Source organism: Clostridiaceae bacterium, assembly GCA_012840395.1.
Classification (GTDB): Bacteria; Bacillota; Clostridia; order Acetivibrionales; family DULL01; genus DULL01.
This window is the reverse complement of the sequence record DULL01000106.1, coordinates 25,044-42,277: the sequence shown is the minus strand read 5'-3', so window position 1 is coordinate 42,277 and position 17,234 is coordinate 25,044. Positions and strand designations below refer to the sequence as shown.

16 protein-coding genes and 1 other RNA gene are annotated in these 17,234 nt (G+C 34.1%); 5 read left to right on the top strand and 12 right to left on the bottom strand.

Going from position 1 to position 17,234, the window contains the following annotated elements; genetic code table 11:
* The 6 genes from GXX20_11520 to GXX20_11495 form a co-directional block, all read right to left on the bottom strand.
* On the bottom strand, nucleotides 1–560 hold a 560-nt coding region (locus tag GXX20_11520), incomplete at its 3' end, for a hypothetical protein (GenBank protein HHW32278.1).
* An 87-nt stretch (nucleotides 561–647) separates the two neighbouring features.
* Nucleotides 648–2,003: a hypothetical protein gene (locus GXX20_11515; GenBank protein ID HHW32277.1), complete on the bottom strand. Its 1,356-nt coding sequence runs from the start codon at nucleotides 2,001–2,003 to the stop codon at nucleotides 648–650.
* 73 nt (nucleotides 2,004–2,076) lie between these two features.
* Nucleotides 2,077–3,588: a hypothetical protein gene (locus tag GXX20_11510; GenBank protein ID HHW32276.1), complete on the bottom strand. Its 1,512-nt coding sequence runs from the start codon at nucleotides 3,586–3,588 to the stop codon at nucleotides 2,077–2,079.
* Nucleotides 3,589–3,806: 218 nt separating this feature from the next.
* Nucleotides 3,807–4,805: a LacI family transcriptional regulator gene (locus tag GXX20_11505; GenBank protein HHW32275.1), complete on the bottom strand. Its 999-nt coding sequence runs from the start codon at nucleotides 4,803–4,805 to the stop codon at nucleotides 3,807–3,809.
* Nucleotides 4,806–4,997: 192 nt separating this feature from the next.
* Nucleotides 4,998–6,416, bottom strand: coding sequence for a cysteine--tRNA ligase (locus GXX20_11500; GenBank protein ID HHW32274.1), 1,419 nt, complete (start codon nucleotides 6,414–6,416; stop codon nucleotides 4,998–5,000).
* A gap of 138 nt (nucleotides 6,417–6,554) precedes the next feature.
* Nucleotides 6,555–7,487, bottom strand: coding sequence for a serine acetyltransferase (locus GXX20_11495; protein ID HHW32273.1), 933 nt, complete (start codon nucleotides 7,485–7,487; stop codon nucleotides 6,555–6,557).
* A gap of 466 nt (nucleotides 7,488–7,953) precedes the next feature.
* On the opposite strand from GXX20_11495, the gene GXX20_11490 reads away from it, so the two are divergent.
* Nucleotides 7,954–8,322 carry a phage holin family protein gene (locus GXX20_11490; GenBank protein ID HHW32272.1) on the top strand — a complete coding sequence of 123 codons (369 nt, stop codon included), beginning with the start codon at nucleotides 7,954–7,956 and terminating at the stop codon, nucleotides 8,320–8,322.
* 74 nt (nucleotides 8,323–8,396) lie between these two features.
* Here GXX20_11490 and GXX20_11485 read toward each other — a convergent pair whose 3' ends face one another.
* From GXX20_11485 to GXX20_11475, 3 genes are all read right to left on the bottom strand, one after another.
* A complete protein-coding gene (locus GXX20_11485) occupies nucleotides 8,397–9,320 on the bottom strand; it encodes a hypothetical protein (protein ID HHW32271.1) in 924 nt (307 codons plus the stop codon).
* Between the two features lie 204 nt (nucleotides 9,321–9,524).
* Nucleotides 9,525–9,738: non-coding RNA, 6S RNA (ssrS, locus tag GXX20_11480), on the bottom strand.
* Nucleotides 9,739–9,875: 137 nt separating this feature from the next.
* Complete coding sequence (locus tag GXX20_11475) at nucleotides 9,876–10,766, bottom strand: DNA-3-methyladenine glycosylase 2 family protein (protein HHW32270.1); 891 nt, start codon at nucleotides 10,764–10,766, stop codon at nucleotides 9,876–9,878.
* Between the two features lie 108 nt (nucleotides 10,767–10,874).
* On the opposite strand from GXX20_11475, the gene GXX20_11470 reads away from it, so the two are divergent.
* Nucleotides 10,875–11,651 (top strand): ABC transporter substrate-binding protein, encoded by a 777-nt coding sequence (locus GXX20_11470; GenBank protein ID HHW32269.1) that lies wholly within the window; start codon nucleotides 10,875–10,877, stop codon nucleotides 11,649–11,651.
* 54 nt (nucleotides 11,652–11,705) lie between these two features.
* Complete coding sequence (locus tag GXX20_11465; protein ID HHW32268.1) at nucleotides 11,706–12,983, top strand: hypothetical protein; 1,278 nt, start codon at nucleotides 11,706–11,708, stop codon at nucleotides 12,981–12,983.
* Here GXX20_11465 and GXX20_11460 read toward each other — a convergent pair.
* The 3 genes from GXX20_11460 to ytxC form a co-directional block, all read right to left on the bottom strand.
* Nucleotides 12,973–13,191 carry a hypothetical protein gene (locus GXX20_11460; GenBank protein HHW32267.1) on the bottom strand — a complete coding sequence of 73 codons (219 nt, stop codon included), beginning with the start codon at nucleotides 13,189–13,191 and terminating at the stop codon, nucleotides 12,973–12,975. The two genes, GXX20_11465 and GXX20_11460, sit on opposite strands and share 11 nt — an antisense overlap.
* A gap of 72 nt (nucleotides 13,192–13,263) precedes the next feature.
* Nucleotides 13,264–14,094, bottom strand: coding sequence for an Asp23/Gls24 family envelope stress response protein (locus GXX20_11455; GenBank protein HHW32266.1), 831 nt, complete (start codon nucleotides 14,092–14,094; stop codon nucleotides 13,264–13,266).
* Between the two features lie 475 nt (nucleotides 14,095–14,569).
* The gene (ytxC, locus tag GXX20_11450) at nucleotides 14,570–15,478 is read right to left on the bottom strand and encodes a putative sporulation protein YtxC (protein ID HHW32265.1); all 909 of its coding nucleotides are present in this window, start codon (nucleotides 15,476–15,478) and stop codon (nucleotides 14,570–14,572) included.
* Between the two features lie 321 nt (nucleotides 15,479–15,799).
* Between ytxC and GXX20_11445 the strand changes: the two genes are divergently transcribed.
* On the top strand, nucleotides 15,800–16,015 hold the full coding sequence (locus GXX20_11445) for a DUF378 domain-containing protein (protein ID HHW32264.1): 216 nt from the start codon (nucleotides 15,800–15,802) through the stop codon (nucleotides 16,013–16,015).
* 840 nt (nucleotides 16,016–16,855) lie between these two features.
* Complete coding sequence (locus GXX20_11440) at nucleotides 16,856–17,191, top strand: hypothetical protein (GenBank protein ID HHW32263.1); 336 nt, start codon at nucleotides 16,856–16,858, stop codon at nucleotides 17,189–17,191.
* Nucleotides 17,192–17,234: the final 43 nt, after the last annotated feature.

Below are 17,234 nucleotides of genomic sequence, written 5' to 3'. Positions count from 1 at the left end.
TTACCGTACATTCTTGAACTTCCATCCCGGTACATGGCCATTCTACAATAACCAACAGTGGCATGTTCCATGGCACGGTTAACTCCTCCGGGTGCCCTCTTGCTCCATGCCTCTTCAACAGCTTCTGTTATCCTGTCGACTAAGAAATAATAACATTCTTGAGGTGTCATTATATCCTTTTTCTGGGAATTGGAGTAAGTAACATTCAAGCCTACAGTGTCTTCACTTTTTGCATAATAAAATCCAGTATGCGTATGAGTAGCAAAAGCAAATATACGGTTCACATCAAAATTTTCCATTCTGGACTTGAGCTTTTCTCTTACTCCGTCCATAACTGTTTTTTCTACTCCAACAAGGTCACAGGATATCATAACAGCATAATCACAGGAATTACCGTTTTCATCCACTTTTTCAAGAGCAAGGGCTGTTACTGTCAGGGGATCTCTTACTGATTCGGAAACCCTTTCATAGAGCTGTCCCCAAAGAAGAACAGGCTTTCCGGGTGTTATATCCCGGGTAGCCCAACCAACTAACAGTTTTTTATTAGTATTACTATCCATACTATTCACCTTTCCAATGTCATATGCATTTGAGTATCTCCACCTTATAGAAGGTGGAGATACTCGATTCATACATCTAGCAAAATACTATATTATCTCTATGCCAAGCAAATTACATATATCTGTAAGTACTCCTGTATTATCGCCGTATGTCAAAATGTAATGCTGTCCCATTACCTTCTGAGCAAAGTCTTTTACCGGTGTATCAGGGATTACTTCAAGACTGGGCAACTGAGGAGCTGGAGGTGTCCATCCAACTTCTTCCCAACTTCTTGGTGTTACAGCTTCACCAGTAATCATATGCATTACATACTTGTCACCTTTATATCCTAATCTGGCAAGGGTGACTCTTCCAGTTTTAACTTTTGATACATTCAGTATACCTTCGCTAAGCAAGCCAAAGCTTGTGGGACAAACTTTCAATGGACCCTCTATTACTTCCATAGGAACATAATCAGGAACACCCACCAAGAGTCTGTCAGGCATAAACTCATAGAATTCAAAATAAGCAGAAATCTGACCTGTTGCATACCTTGTAACAAGCTGTGTAACAGCACCCATGGTATCATTTTCAGGAATGGTGCATACACCTAATTCATTAGCCATCAACATAAATACCATTGAGGGAGGGAACTTGAGAAGTTTCTTCATTCCGTCAACATCGATCAATGATACACAGTCATATCCACATTCTTCTATTTTTTCTTTTAATGCCAGATATACTTTTGCACCTAATTCCAGTGTCTCGATTTTGGGTTCTTTTTCAAACACCCACTCAGATTTTACCTTGTTTACAACAGCGTCTATATCTTCTTTCTTCAAATTCTCCATTCTCTGTACAATTTCCAGCATTTCAAAGAATTCTACTTCTGTTCCTATTTTTCCTCTTAAGGAAACACCATCGTACAGAGTACCATAGAGACGCATATCCCTGTAACCCATCATTCCTACTTTGCCTCTTTTGAGTTTGGCTATTGCAGTTGCTGCTTTAACAAAATCCATTATTTCTTCAATATTTGATGGAGAATCCGGGAAATCATAGACATACTTGAAGTTAAATCCCATATCTTCCATGGGTTTTCTTAAAGCAGTAGTACCTGCTTGCCCAGCCGTAGTTGCAAGCCTTCCTCCGTTGGTTTTTCCAGCCAACCCCCATAGAAGCATTGGCTTTTCTTTAAATTCGTTAATCACTCTGATAACTGTATGGGAGGGTATCCATCCGGTGATACAAACAATTAAAAAGTCAAACTCTTGACCTTTTAACGCCCTTATGGCTCTAGCTGCGTCTTCTCCTTTTTCGTCATCAGTAATTGCATCTGCTCCTACCAGCTCTATACCATTTTCATTAAGTAGTTTTCTTGCCTCTTCGCACTTCTGTCTAACAACTTCAATTGGAGTGTTTACCTCTCCAAATCCAACAAAGCCACCCTTATACTTATACATTTCGTCACCTCTTTTAATAATTTTTTATATTTTTTAATTGTCTAACGAATACAACCAGCTAATAATAGTGCAGTTATATTTCCTCTCTAAATAAAGTGTCCAGGGCTTTATATACATTTTTATACATTTGATACGGCTTTACGTAGGCTTCTACCAATTCAGATTCAGGATAGAATCTATCTTTTACAACTGAGCCCTTACTACAAGCACTTTCAATACTATCAAAAACTCCTGCTCCCACACCTGCAAGTAAGGCGGCTCCTAAAACAGCAGTTTCATCATTTTCCAATGTAATAATAGGTTTGCCAATTATATTAGCTTTAATACTGCTCCAAACCTTACTTTTTGCTCCTCCGCCAAGAGATCTTACTTCATTTATTCTTATACCAAGGCTTTCAGCCGTTTCAATTTGCTCTTTAAGCATATATCCTATTGACTCCAGTACAGCTCTTATGAAATACTCACGGGTATGTTTCAAAGTTATCCCGTAGAATACACCCTTGGCAAAAGGATTAAATTCAGGGCATGCAGATCCGCTTAAGTGAGGTAGGAGAATCAATCCTTCAGAACCTGCCGGAACCTTGGCAGCGTCCATATCCATCCTTGCAAATACACTCATGTTTCCAAGATCATTATAGTTTACAAAATTATCTCTGAACCATTTCAGTATGATACCTGCAGTCTGAGCCCAGAAAAGAAGATAATATTTCCCTTTAATAGCGTGGCATTGGAATGGGACTTTTAAGTTTTCATTGAAAGGTGGGGCCTTTTCCGTACTTACACACATTGCAAGAGCAGTTCCTGTGGTTTCACATATTTCATTATCATGTACCGCACCTGCTCCCAGCACACCGGATATCTGATCCAGGGCACCGGTGACCACCACCGTGTCCTTGCATAAACCTGTTTCCCTGCTGGCTTCATCGGTAAGGGTTCCCACAGCAACTCCGGATTCCTCAATGGCAGGAAGTTTATCCTGTTCAATACCAATAAACTTAAGTATATCATCCCACCATCTGCCATTATGTATATCAAAATACAAAGAGGAGGATATGAGGGATTTTTCACAGTAGAATTTACCAGTAAGCCTGTAGATTAAGTAGTCTTCCAATAAAAGATATTTGTATGTTTTATCAAAGATTTCTTTTTGATTCCTTCTTAGCCATAATATTTTAGTAGCCGGCCAAGTTGCGGTTAATTCAGGTTGTCCTGTAACATCATAGACATGCTTTAATCCAAATTCTTGTCTTATTAGTTCCGCCTCAACAGTAGATCTGTTATCCATCCATACTATAGCATTTCTCAAAGGTCGTCCATTTTTATCCAAACAGATTAGAGTTTCTCCTTGGCTATCAATAGCCAAACCTACAATGTGTTCCGGTTTAACGCCAGAGCTGTCCAATAATTTGGATATAACCCTTTTGAAAACTTCCCAGTATTTTTCGACTTCCAGCTCTACTGTATTATTTGAGGGAGTAAGAAGATCATAAGCTTGGCTGACAACACTGATTATTTTACCTTCTTCATTGATCAGAATTCCTTTAAAAGAGGTAGTTCCAGCATCAACACCTAATAAATATTTCATGGCAATCTCCTATAAACAAAAAATTATCCATATAAAATTTTTGATTTTCGAAAAAAGCATGCTGTTTTAGAAACAAAACAGGTTGCTCCAAGCACCCTATTCAAAAACAATTGTATAAGAAAAAAAACCAATTGTCAATATACTTGGCCGCTATTCATGAATTAAAACTTTTTAAGGAACATTTCGAAACTAATACTGTAGCATCCCAATTACTGCCATTAATTTATTTTTTTTACTGTATTTCTTTGGACAAGAAAAGGAGATAATTTAACATTCTGAACTATCTTATAATTATTATCTTTGATCTTTTTTAATAATAATTTTACTGCTATTCTGCACATTTCATCTATTGGCGCTGCCACAGTGGTCAATTCCGGAGAAATATACGAAGCAGACCTGATATTGTCTATTCCCACAACAGATATATCCTTAGGAACAACAAAACCATTATCGTGCAACGCTTTTATAGCCCCAATGGCAATATCATCATAGGCTCCCATTACTGCTGTAGGCATCTCACCGGCAACTATAATTTTTTTCATTAAATTATAACCACATTTTTCAAACCTTTCATTACTTTCCATTATCCAATTTTGATTTATAGCAATATTGTTCTCTTTCATAATTTTAAGAAAAGTGTTCAATCTGGTGCTTGATAACATATCTCCAATATAACCGATATTTTTGTGGCCTGAAGAGATAAGATGCTGCAATGCAAGCCTGACCCCATATTCATCATCTATCTTTATACAGTCAAATTCCTTTGTTTCTGTATTTTGGGCTATGAGAACAAGAGGCTGGTTATTTTCTGTCCTGTATTCTTTCAATATTTCTTCTACATCTTCACTTTCAGTAATAAAAATAATTCCGGCACAATTTGATCTATTGAAACTTTTAAGGAAGTATCTCTCATTTTCCACACCAAAATCCGTACATCCAACTATTAGAGAATACCCATTTCTCTTTGTTTCCTCTTCAATAGCACTCACAATCTGCGAATAGTAATTACTTCTTATTTCCGGGCAAACAACGCCTATAAGGCCAAGGCCTTCCATACATCTATTTTTATCAGATTTTATGTGATAATTCATCTCTTTTGCTATTTTTTTGATTCTAAGTTTGGTATCTTTATTTATATCTGTACTGTCTCTCAAAGCTTTCGAAACAGTTGAGATATTAACTCCAGCCTTGTAAGCAATATCCTTTAGCGTTGTCATTAATCATCCCTCACTTGCGAAATTATAAAATTAACATTACAAACTAAAAAAATCTGAAAACCTCTGATTTCATCAAAAAAGCCTTAATAAGTCTTTCTTTAGATAATTAGCCTTGTAGTGATTATACATGAATTGTCTTACTACTTCAACCTTCTTCGAAAATTGTATTTTTTATTGTAAAGTAAAAGAGGGTTATTTTGTAACCCTCTGTCTTACAATTTTTACTCCTTGGGGTGTATCTTCAAGAATAATTCCCATTTCCTTAAGTTTATCTCTTATTTCATCAGCTACCTTCCAGTTTTTCTCTTTTCTTGCCTGCTGACGCTTATTTATCAATTCTTCGATAATAGGATCGATCTCTTCCTTTACTTGTTTCTGAAGGATACCTAAAACTCCTCCAAGTTCTTTCAATATTTTTATGCAAAATTCTATCAATGATTTTGAAGGATTGGAGTTTAAATTAATATTTGTATTAATCTCTTTCACCATTTCAAAAATTACCGAAATAGCATCTGCAGTATTAAGGTCGTCATCCATTGCTTCAATAAATTTATCCTTTAATTGAAGTATTGTATTTTTAATCTTTTCTTCATCTTCTGCAGAAGATGGCTCTATAGCCGCGTTCTCTTTGATATATTCGAGATTTTCCAAGCATTTATAAATTCTATCTAATCCATTGCTTGCCTGGGTCAGCAGTTCTTCACTGAAGTTAATGGGACTTCTGTAATGAGCTGAAAGCATGAAAAATCTGATAGCTTCATAATCAAATTTGGATGCAATATCTCTTACTGTAAAGAAATTTCCTGCAGATTTAGACATTTTTTCATTATTTACATTAACAAATCCATTATGCACCCAGTATTTCACAAAAGGTTTCCCTGAAGCTGCCTCACTTTGCGCAATTTCATTTTCGTGATGGGGAAATATGAGATCTTGGCCGCCACAATGTATATCTATTGTCTCACCTAGATATCTGTTTGCCATAGCCGAACACTCTATATGCCATCCAGGCCTTCCTTTACCCCATGGGCTTTCCCAATAGGGTTCTCCAGGCTTTTGTGCCTTCCATAAGGCAAAGTCCATGGGATTTTTCTTTTTCTCATGTATGTCAATTCTTATTCCCAGGCTCAAGTCATCGAGATTCTGATGAGACAATTTTCCATATTCTGCAAACTTGCTGGTGTCAAAATATACGTCTCCATCCAAAGTATAAGCATATCCTTTATCAATAAGTATACTTATCATATCAATAATTGCATCTATATTTTCAGTTGCCTTGGGGTGTACAGTAGCCTCTTTAATACCAAGTCCCCTTGCATCGGTAAAATACTCTTTTATAAAGCGGTCTGCAAGCTCCTTTACGGTAATAGACTCCTCTTCTGCCTTTTTGATCATTTTGTCATCAATATCCGTGAAATTTTGAACAAATTTTACGTTATATCCCTTATACTCAAGATATCTCCTTAGAGTATCAAATATAATAAAAGGCCTGGCATTTCCAATATGGAAATAATTGTATACCGTAGGGCCGCAGCAATACATCTTTACATCATTACCTTCAATAGGTTCAAATTCCTCCTTTTGGCGGGTTAATGTATTAAAAATTTTCATATAAATTCTCCTCTTCTGAATATTGGTATATAATTCTACAAAATATATTATACATCAGTTTTATTCTGAAATGCAGCAAGTCTTTATACTATGTTTTACTTAATGACAGGTATTCTGTAGCTATAGCAAAATATTCCTCTATTTATTATTGTGATCTTCTGTCTTTATTGCAGGCGAAGGCTGTTGGTTATAAACTTTTGAATAAGGAGGGACGGAATGAGTAAGCCATACATTACCACCAATTATGGAATCATGGCCTATAACTGTATCACCTCCGAGGATTGTGGCACCTGAATATATTATTACATTATCCTCAATATTAGGATGTCTCTTTATACCTTTGATTGGATTGCCTTTTTCATCAAGAGGGAAGCTTTTTGCCCCTAATGTTACTCCCTGATATAGCTTGACGTTATTGCCTATTACACAGGTTTCTCCTATTACCACACCAGTACCGTGGTCAATAAAGAAATACTCTCCTATTTTCGCGCCAGGATGGATATCAATTCCGGTTTGCTGGTGCGCACACTCAGACATAATCCTTGGAATAATGGGAACTCCCTGGTTATATAGAAAATGGGAAATTCTGTGGGTACTTATTGCATTTATTGAAGGATAACTAAGAAGAATTTCCTCAGTGGAAGTAGCTGCAGGATCCCCATTATAGGCTGCTTGTATATCAGTTTGAAGTATTCGCCTTATTTCAGGTAATTCTTCTATAAGCTTTATTGTTATCTCATTAGCTTTTTCCCTGCATATATTGCAGTCTTTATTTTGTTTTTCTTCATCTTCGCAAATGTTTTTAAATACCTTTTCAATAAGACTGCTTAAATCCAGGGCAGCCTGCCTGATATAATTTCCTATAATTATATTTACCCTTTTCTCTTCTATAGGATACTTTTCATATACTCCCGGAAACAAAGCACACCGAAGATAGTGAAGAACCTTATAGACACAATCTTTGCCTGCAATTCCAATGGTACTGTCCTTCAAGAAAAATTTTCTGTTCATGTCTTCCAAATATTCCGCTATATCAGGGATTTTTTCATTAAGCCACGTATTTAATCTCATATTAATAACCTCTTCTTTATTATCTATATAATCATTTTATTAATTTTCTTTAAACTTTTTCTTCAAAATAATCAGCTTTTTAAATATAGTTTATAATCTTTTCAATAATCTTTTTTATAATCTTTTATTAATATTTTTAATGCTTTTTAAGTATTTTGAGCATATTAATAATAAACATAGCTTATAACTAAGCATTATTTTATCAGGAATTTATTCTTTGATACATTGCCATATTTTGTTCAAAATTTTTAGTATATTTTATCAAACATAATGATTAAAGTAAATATCACAGCATTCAAAGCAATAATACAGGTATGGAAAAAAATACAAACAGTTTGCCCAAATCTTTCCGTCCTGAATAATTGAGTCCTCATTAATCAATAATATTATTAAGTTAAGATTTATTTATATGGATAATAAAAGATATTTCGTGCAATATTATGATTTGTTGAAAGGATGTGATAGAATGGAAGAACAATACACTGGTGAAAAAAAAGAAGGTTTTTCTCTTACTCACTTTGTGGTTAGATTAATAGTAGGTATGGTTGTATTAGGTATAACAGCCGCTTTAACTCCAGGATTTGCTATTTCAGACCTATGGTCCCTGGCATTAGGCGCACTAGTGCTGGCCATTATTGATTACCTGGTTTTCAGATTATTGGGACTGGATGCTTCTCCTTTCGGCAGGGGAATTACAGGATTCATTCTGGCAGCTGTAATTATCTATGCGACTCAGTACTTCGTATCTGGCTTTGAAGTTACAATCTTTGGAGCAATACTTGGAGCTTTGGTATATGGTATTGTTGACTTGATAATACCGGGTAAAACAATGTAAAGGGATAGTTCACTATCCCTTTACTTGTTAGATATCCCTTTTAGCAATTACCTTTTTTATCCTTTATTTTTTTATTATCTTTTATCTTTCATCTCTCCTGCCATTTCCTTTTCTGCAGCAAGAGCCCCTGGAAAATCTCTTTTTTGAGGAGGGAAGAACTCGTCTACAGGAAATGCTATTGTTTCAAAGAGTTCACAGGGATTTGCTTCCGTAGCGGAAATACACTGTCTTGCAGGAACGCAGAAGTCAAAAGCAGGGATAAGGAGTTGAACAAATCTTACAAGTTTAATGATTGAGAACAATCCTACAGATGCAACTACTCTCCGGGATATAACTTGCCTGGATTCAGTTGCCATTTCAACATCATCGAAATCATATACTACTTCATCTTCCAAAAGGTCTTCAATACTTCTTGGTAAATGTGCTACGCAGCAATCTTCAAAGAATTTGTCTGCGGGATCCTGAATCTTGGCATTCAGAGCAATAGGCTCTACAACTTCTACTTTGGCAATGGGCAGATTATCCTGCTGCAGTGAACCCTTTATTTTCTTGTCAATTCCATCTTCTACAAAGCTTGATTTGAATATTTTTGCATTTCCTTCAGACCCGAACAGTATTACCTTCTTATCAAATAATATTATACCCGGAACAGTTACTATCCTCGCACCTGCGCTATCCCTGGGCAGGAAGAAGTCGAGAGTAACTTTGATGAAGAATTTAATATCTACAGTGTAGAAACCTCTTTTAAAAGGTACAGGTTCAATATCAGTAAAAACATCTACTACTTCTGCTCTCCTTAATTTTACATTTATCGCCCTGTTTATTATCCACTGTATTTTCTGCTGATCCCTAAATAATACTTTTGCATTCTCAATGCAATCCTTTTCCCTGCAGGAATCATATATCTTCTCAACCTGTATGCAGACTGCTTCTCTGATCCTTGACAGATCTTTTTCATTTATAGCTCCTGCTACAACTCCATCATTATCGAAATGCATGTTATACCTCCTTTATTAAAAAATATTCTTTCTCATTTCCATAATATGTTGTACTGAAAGTTTTGTGATAAGTTATAAAAATATTTTGAATATCTATAATGATGACAATTAAGTAATAAATACGAGGTAAAAAAAATGGAGGCAGGGAAAGAGATATAGATAGAAACCATAAGAAAAAGCCTCCTTGACAGAGGCTTTTAAAATTTTAGCCCCAAAATGGCGTTCCCCTATATTTTGACACCTAGCCTCAGCTAGGTGGGTGCCCAGATGAATACCTTTGCCTTCCTCCGCCGTTGCACTAAATTAGTATTTAGTGTCGGAATTAAATTGAGGCCTGACATTAATATCCAAACTTGAGGCTCCCGTATATCGGATGTAGGTTCAAAATTATAGGTTAATCCGCTCATTTCAGGTAACATTATTCTGTGTGAGCACATTATATCATTAATTAACCCTATATAACAAGAAATCTTTCACACTATTATTACTAATAATTCTTAATTATTGGGGCTACACTTCCCAAAGCTCGCTATTTCAGCGGTATACAGGTCGATATTATTCTCTAGTTCCTATTTTGTTTTCCCTGGCATAATAAAACAAATATTGCTGAGCAATGCCACGCCAAGGACCGAACTTCTTCTCTGCATATTCCTGGATTTCAGCCAATGTAGCCTCTCTACCGAAAAACAAAACTTCCATTACTCTCTTTACCCAGACATCTGTAGGAAAAACATCAGTTTTAACACCACTGTACAGTAGTGTGCAATCTGCCACTTTATTTCCCACACCGGGCAATTTTTTCAGCTCTTCCCTTGCCTTGAAGGTATTCATAGATTCTAATTTTTCTAATAAGACCTGCCGATTTTTAATAATTGCAGAAGTTTCTAATAAATACTTACACCTGAATCCTACCCTGCAAGCTTCAAGCTCCTCAATACATAAATCTGATAATTTCTCCGGGCCGGGAAAAGTATAGTATTTTTCTCCATTATAGGTTATTTCATCCCCATATGTCTTAGATAAGAGATATACAGACTTCATTATCATAGGTATTCTGTTATTTGCTGAAATAATAAAAGAAATAAGAGTTTCCCAAATGTCCTGCTTCAGTATTCTTATTCCATATCCAAATTCTATAGCTTTCTTCATTATTTCATCTTCTGACAGTTTTTCTTTTATAATTGAATAGTCCCTGCCCAGATCAAAATATTCGAACCATATATCTTTGAATTCCTGCAAGTTAGTATTGTTAATTATTAGTTTATCCTTGCATACATCAACATTAACAACTCTTCCTCTGGCAACTCCTGTATAGCTGCCGTTCTGTTCCTTTATCCACCTGAAACACTGGCCGCATTCAAAAATATGCACAGGATTAAAATCTCTGATATTTTCTACTATAACCCCACTTTTTGTTTCTTCTATATTATATCCTTTGTATTCCACGTTTTTCCTCCAAGTAACCACAAAAAGACTTAAAAAATTTCTACATTAAGTTTAGTATAATTGCTATATGTTATAATATTATACATCAAACTCTGGGAGGAAGTCTTAGTGAAAGAAAAAATATATACTATACCTGTAAATGAAGCTTTTAAAGAAGAATGCGAATGCCCAATGTGCATTCTGGAAAAAAAGCTGGAAAATGAATATGTAGATTATATGTTAGGACCTTCATTAATGGAACCTGATTCAAGGATTGATACTAATGAAAAAGGTTTCTGCAAAAGGCATTTTGAACTTCTTTATAACAGGGAAGAAAACAAACTGGGCCTGGGACTGATAATCGATACCCATCTTGGATACCAGTTGGAACTGTTAAATAAAGTATATGGCAATGGAAAATCTGTTATAGATAAAGATAAAAATATGCCATTTTTAAAATCTATGATCTATAAATTTAGAAATAAATCAACTGAAAGCGGAAAGGTACTGGATGAAATAATAAATATTTTAAATTCTCTGGAAAATAAGTGCGCAATCTGCAGTAAGCTTGACTATACCATGGACAGATATGTTGATGTTATTTTCTATTTGTGGTTTAAGGAAGATGAATTTAGGAATAACTTCAATAATAAAAAAGGTTTCTGTTTAAAGCATTTCCATCTTTTATTGGAAGCTTCAAAAAAATATCTTAACCCGAAAGATGCTGCCATTTTTAATGATAATCTTATAAACCTGCAAATTGAAAATCTGAAACGCATCAACGAGGAAGTAAATTGGTTTACAAAAAAATTTGATTATAGAAACAATGACGCGCCCTGGGGTAATTCAAAAGATGCACTCCCCAGAAGTATACAAAAAATTGTAGGGTTCTGTAACTTAAAATAGCATTGCGGTTATATTTTTATCTTCCCCACAATATAATATTGTGGGGTGGATAATATGTATGATATAAACAGAAAACATTATATTATCAAGCTATCTAACGGAAAAATAATTAATATATTTTATAAAGATAACGCAGGAATTCTTTTAAGTGTACTTAATAAAAGAAACCAATGGACAGAACCTTTAGTTCTTTTGAAAAATTGTCACCCTGATTTCAGCGCCTGTGTTGATGATAACGATAATATTCATGTATTATGTCAGGATAATAACGGAAATATAATGTATATATACTCTAATAATAACGACTGGAATATTGAAACTATATTGAAAAGTAAAAACCCAAGCCCGTATAATAAGTACTTAAATTTGGTATACTTTCAAGAAGTTTTAATATTCCTTTTTGTTATTGAGTATGGAGGCAGGAAAATATTATCTTACCAGATTAAAGAAAAGGACAAATTAACTGCTCCAAAGGTTATAGATTATGTCCCATTTGTAAATAAGCCTTTCCATGTGGTGCTAAGTCCTAATAATTCTTTACATGTTGTATACAAATTTACAGAAAGCAAGAGTAACCATATAGGTTTTAGAACTTTCATAAAAGAAGAAGACCGCTGGGGAGAATTTATCCCTATAACAAATTATAAAGGAGACAGCGATCTCCTCTCCGCAAGCTCAGATATCAGCGGTTCCATCCATCTTCTATGGCAAAAGGATGCACTGCAAAAATATGAGCTTATGTATTCAAAATATCAGCCTCTGTCAGAAAACCGTTACATGGAAATTCCTCTTTTTACTGCAGAATATTCTTTCGAGCTCAGCTCCATCATATTGCTGGAAGAACAGGTAATTGTATTCTGGGTAAGAGATAATAATATTTATTACTGTATTTCAGAAGATGGCGGTAATACATGGGGTAAAGCTTCCACTTATCAGCTACAGGGCGGCCGGGTTGTATATTGTATGGTATACAGAAGCACCTTTGAAAATGAATTATTCACCTCCTATATTAATGAATTGCCAGGTAATTACTCAGGAGGATATAAGCTTGCTTTTGCAGGTGATTATATATTCAAACAGAAAATTGTCGGCGCGGAAGATTTCAGATATAAATTGACCGGTACATTGGAACTTCTGGCCAAGAACATGGAAGATACAAGAAAATCCCTTGAAAATTTACAAACGAAAGTTCTTAACCTGGAATCCAGAAAGAATAAAATTGAACAAGAGATAGAGAAAATAAATATAAAATATGATATGCTAAATTCTGATTTAACAAAAATCAGAAATATTGTTGAATTGATTACAAAATCAAAATCTATTACCGAATAACCTTATATCCCGGAAAGTTTAGTTTTTTAAGTATTTCTATTGCTTTATCATAATAGCGGTCATCAAATTTGACTGTTAAATTGCATAAATCTTTTGTAAGGCTATAGGATATATGTTTAAGCTCGCAAGGAATACTGTTCTCTCTAAAACGTTTTTCGACAATAAAAACCTGGTTTCTTGTCTCAAGAACACAGTGATAGAAACCCATATATCACCTTGTTTTTAATTTTACATAATACTACATTTATATTATTCAGATAAAAACAAAATGTGATTACTGTTATTCAGATTTATTCTCTGGCATTACGAGGCTTTTGGCCACAACATTTAGAGCTTTTATATTTAATGCAGTGAGCCTCTCCACCTCTTCCTTCACTTTTTTCTGGACGTCTGAAAGTAATGGTCTTATTAAATATCCGTATACAATAATGAGATCAATTTCTATAAATATTCCATCAGGGGAGTTTTCAGCCCTAAACCTGGATATCCTGCTGACACCTTTTATTTGGGAAACCACATGCTCCACGATTTGATATATGGTATAATCAGATATGGTATATTTACCCAGATAACTAAAAGTAGGCCTTACAACTGATTTTTCACCAATAAGCTGATAATTTCCTTTACCTTTTCTTCTGAATATCTGAAGGGGATCCAAAAAATACCCGGAGAAATCCTTTTTTATTTCAAAAGTCGGGACTGGTATAACATGTTTACCTTGTTCTTTTCTTGTGGATAAGGCCTGATTTATTTCAAATTCACTGGCTACATCATATATAGATATTTTTTCATCAATACCCTTTAAACCCAGGTTTTTCGCTATGGTTTCGACCATCCCCTCAGAGGTTCCCAGTATTAATATTGACTCTGGTTTATAAGTTTCCAGAGCCTTCTTTATATCGTTGGCATGATCTTTATTTATAAACAAAGCTCTTCTAATAGAGCCTATTTTTGTACTCTCCTTTTTGGCAGACATACCTGCAATTACTCTATTACCACTTATCAGCAAACCATCATCAATAATAAAATCTATTCCTTTTTCTCTTGCAACCCATGAGGCCCTATGGCTTTTACCCGTACCACTGGGTCCCACAAATCCTACAACCCTCATACTACCTCCAATAACAAAGGTATCTTTTATACCTCACATCAAATTATCACATAATTAAGTATTACCTCATATTATAATTATGTTACAAATTATAATTCAAGCATATCATATATTATACATTTTAATTTATAGTAAATGGAAATACAAGAAACTAAAAATCCCCATAAAGGGAAAGAGAGTCCTGTCAGACTCTCTTTTTACTCCCCGGATACTTGTCTTAAGTACATTTATTGATTTCATCTTGCGTAATTTGTACTTTTATCTTTAGTAAAAAATTGATAATATTCATCAGTTTACAAATTTATATTCCAAAAAAATAACAAAAAATAATAATTATTCAATATTATGTGGTGGATTTTGTAAAAATATACACCATATTGTAGGTTCGAGTATATTTTATCACTATGAATTTTGATCTGTCAATAATATTAAAAAGTTTCTTGAACACCCCATTCTATTTATACTGCATATTTTTCTACTTTTCAGTTTTAACAACATTTACCAGGCACAACTCACAGCCATTGCAGATTACTACTTTTCCTGAAAATACATTTTTTATTGTTTCCAACAGTTCTTTGTTCTTTATCTGCCCGTCACAATGAATGACAATTTTTCTGGGTGCAAATGTTATTAGGGAACTAACCAGCAAGTCATCATAGTTTATCTCTCCATCAGATACTTCACTTATAAACTCCTGGATGCATTCATTTGTTATTTCTTTCTTGGACTGATCCAACAGCATATAATTACAGTTATAACCTGCTATCACATGTATTACATCAGCCTTTGGCTCCTGGATGTCTACAAAATATCTAAGCAATCTTATAAACTCTTTATATTCCCTGTCCATCAGATAATCGTCGACAGCCTTGTCTACTATTTCTTCCAGATCTTTGATATAATCTTTTAACCTGAAATTAACAAACCCATCAAGTATCAAGCTGTTGGTACTTTCGAAATAATCCAGCAACTTCCTTATTATAATATTACGTCTGCGTATTTTAAACAGACCATATTGTCCATTTTTATCACTATTTTCTATCATTTTTAATACATTGTTTAAGATGTCTCTTTTCTCTGCGGCATTAAAATAGCAATAATTACTATTTATAGTTCTTAAAATAAGTTTTTCTTCATACTGTCTTATAATATAATCCGCTAAAGCATGGGCTATGCGAACCTTAAGAGCTCTATATGACCTAACTGATTTTTCGTTATAATAGTTATCATCATTAATGCTGCACACAATGGAAGTAGAACCATCTTTATCTATCTGTTCCAGAGAATAGTCTACTTTTTCTTTTTTAAGCTGTACCAATTCACTGTTTAAATGCTGCATTAAAGTACCTGTTGATCCCTCGACTCCTATGCAAACAAATTGCATTTGTTTCACTCCCTTTCAAGCGTAGTATATGTCTAAGCAAATTATTGTATACTACGACAGCAGCAACAATTTTTGCCACGGAATCTATTACTAAAACATATATCTCTTATATACTTATATTTAAAAATGATTGTTAAAATTCATCACAATCACATTACTTCTATATTATATGTGTTTTAAAACCTTAAGTTACTATATGATAGATTCTAAGCGTCTTTTGTTAACAAATTAATTTAATGAATCATTATAAAATACTTGGGATATACTAATTACACACTAAAAACTTTTAAAAAGAATTTTATGTAAAAAGGAGCTGTTATAATGAATAGAACACCTTTAGACAGATTAGCTTTAGTTCTTGTTATAATTGGTGCATTAAACTGGTTATTAATCGGATTATTTGAATATGATCTGGTAGCATCTATTTTTGGAGGGAATACAAGCTTTCTTAGCAAAATAATCTATACAGTAGTGGGCTTGGCAGGGTTATACAGCATAAGCTTACTGTTTAGAGAAAGTGCACCCGTAAAAGAATAGAGCCTGTTAAATAGTAATATCTCCATTATTGCTATGTAGCGCCTATTAGTAAATAATAGACGCTCTTTTATATTTTTTAACTGATTTTTTATTGCTCATATCCTATTATTCATATTAATACTTGTATAATTCATATAATTCTACAGATAGAGATTCTTTGGCTTTCGGAGATATCATATGGATATATGGATTCTCTTTGTTTTCTTGATTATTTTTCTTTCTGTCGCGGCCTTTTGGAATTACTTATTTCCTATCTGTTCATGTTGTAATAAAAGTAAATTCATCTCATTTTTTTTAATTCATAATAAAAAAAGCTTGTACACAGGAATATTTAAAGGAATTTCAGTATGCAGAAAATGCAGCAGGAGATATTCCATATATACCTTACAGGATTTGGAGATTTATAATAAAATAAAAAGAAAAGTCACTTATGAGATTGATAAGGAACTATAACTGGCAACTGCCATACCTAATTAGGTATGGCGGTAAATTAGGCATGGCAGCATTATTCCTCAATAATTTTGCTTTAATCGTAGAATCTTCCGTTAAAGAACAATAAGAGGAAAACCAGTATGAAGAATAAGATCTCACAGTTGTTATTAAAGAAGTTTTTGAATCCGCCGTCAGACATTCTCATTACCTCCATAAATTAAATAAATTAATTATATTACATGATATTCAACTCCTTATAATAGGTACAATTAAGTCATTTATTTTTTATTGTTACCTTGAGATTATTTATACTAAGAAAATGCTGGATTGGATTGTAACATGTATGCTGAGATTAACATAATATAAAATATGCTACTAAAACTATTATGTTTAATTGGGGGAGTAAAAATGTATTACCATGACCATAATTATTCTGGAGTGACTTCATTTAATGACGGACATGTTCACCGATATGCCGGTACAACAACCTTTGCTCCGGACAGGAAAGGCCATATACACTATGTTGAAGGTGTTACAAGCTATGAAGATGGACATGTTCACACCTATGGAGTTTCAACATCTGTTGATTTTCCTGTTCCAGGGGGAGGACATATTCACTTTATAAGAGTAAATACTCAGGTTACAGACCAGCATGTTCATTTCATAAGAGATATTACAGATTCTCCAGGTTTCGGGTTTAGAAATGATACGGCAGAAAATATTGATGCTGAACAGCCTCAATAAGTTTGGAGTGAAGAATTCTTTGCCGGATATAAAAAACCCCTTC

What these genes read in the sequence shown, in the direction of transcription:
- GXX20_11440 (HHW32263.1), top strand. Translation starts at nt 16,856, where the DNA reads ATGTATTACCATGACCATAATTATTCTGGAGTGACTTCATTTAATGAC.
- GXX20_11515 (HHW32277.1), bottom strand. Translation starts at nt 2,003, where the DNA reads ATGTATAAGTATAAGGGTGGCTTTGTTGGATTTGGAGAGGTAAACACT.
- GXX20_11490 (HHW32272.1), top strand. Translation starts at nt 7,954, where the DNA reads ATGGAAGAACAATACACTGGTGAAAAAAAAGAAGGTTTTTCTCTTACT.
- GXX20_11445 (HHW32264.1), top strand. Translation starts at nt 15,800, where the DNA reads ATGAATAGAACACCTTTAGACAGATTAGCTTTAGTTCTTGTTATAATT.
- GXX20_11465 (HHW32268.1), top strand. Translation starts at nt 11,706, where the DNA reads ATGTATGATATAAACAGAAAACATTATATTATCAAGCTATCTAACGGA.
- GXX20_11485 (HHW32271.1), bottom strand. Translation starts at nt 9,320, where the DNA reads ATGCATTTCGATAATGATGGAGTTGTAGCAGGAGCTATAAATGAAAAA.
- GXX20_11505 (HHW32275.1), bottom strand. Translation starts at nt 4,805, where the DNA reads ATGACAACGCTAAAGGATATTGCTTACAAGGCTGGAGTTAATATCTCA.
- GXX20_11455 (HHW32266.1), bottom strand. Translation starts at nt 14,094, where the DNA reads ATGAGGGTTGTAGGATTTGTGGGACCCAGTGGTACGGGTAAAAGCCAT.
- ytxC (HHW32265.1), bottom strand. Translation starts at nt 15,478, where the DNA reads ATGCAATTTGTTTGCATAGGAGTCGAGGGATCAACAGGTACTTTAATG.
- GXX20_11460 (HHW32267.1), bottom strand. Translation starts at nt 13,191, where the DNA reads ATGGGTTTCTATCACTGTGTTCTTGAGACAAGAAACCAGGTTTTTATT.
- GXX20_11510 (HHW32276.1), bottom strand. Translation starts at nt 3,588, where the DNA reads ATGAAATATTTATTAGGTGTTGATGCTGGAACTACCTCTTTTAAAGGA.
- GXX20_11500 (HHW32274.1), bottom strand. Translation starts at nt 6,416, where the DNA reads ATGAAAATTTTTAATACATTAACCCGCCAAAAGGAGGAATTTGAACCT.
- GXX20_11495 (HHW32273.1), bottom strand. Translation starts at nt 7,487, where the DNA reads ATGAGATTAAATACGTGGCTTAATGAAAAAATCCCTGATATAGCGGAA.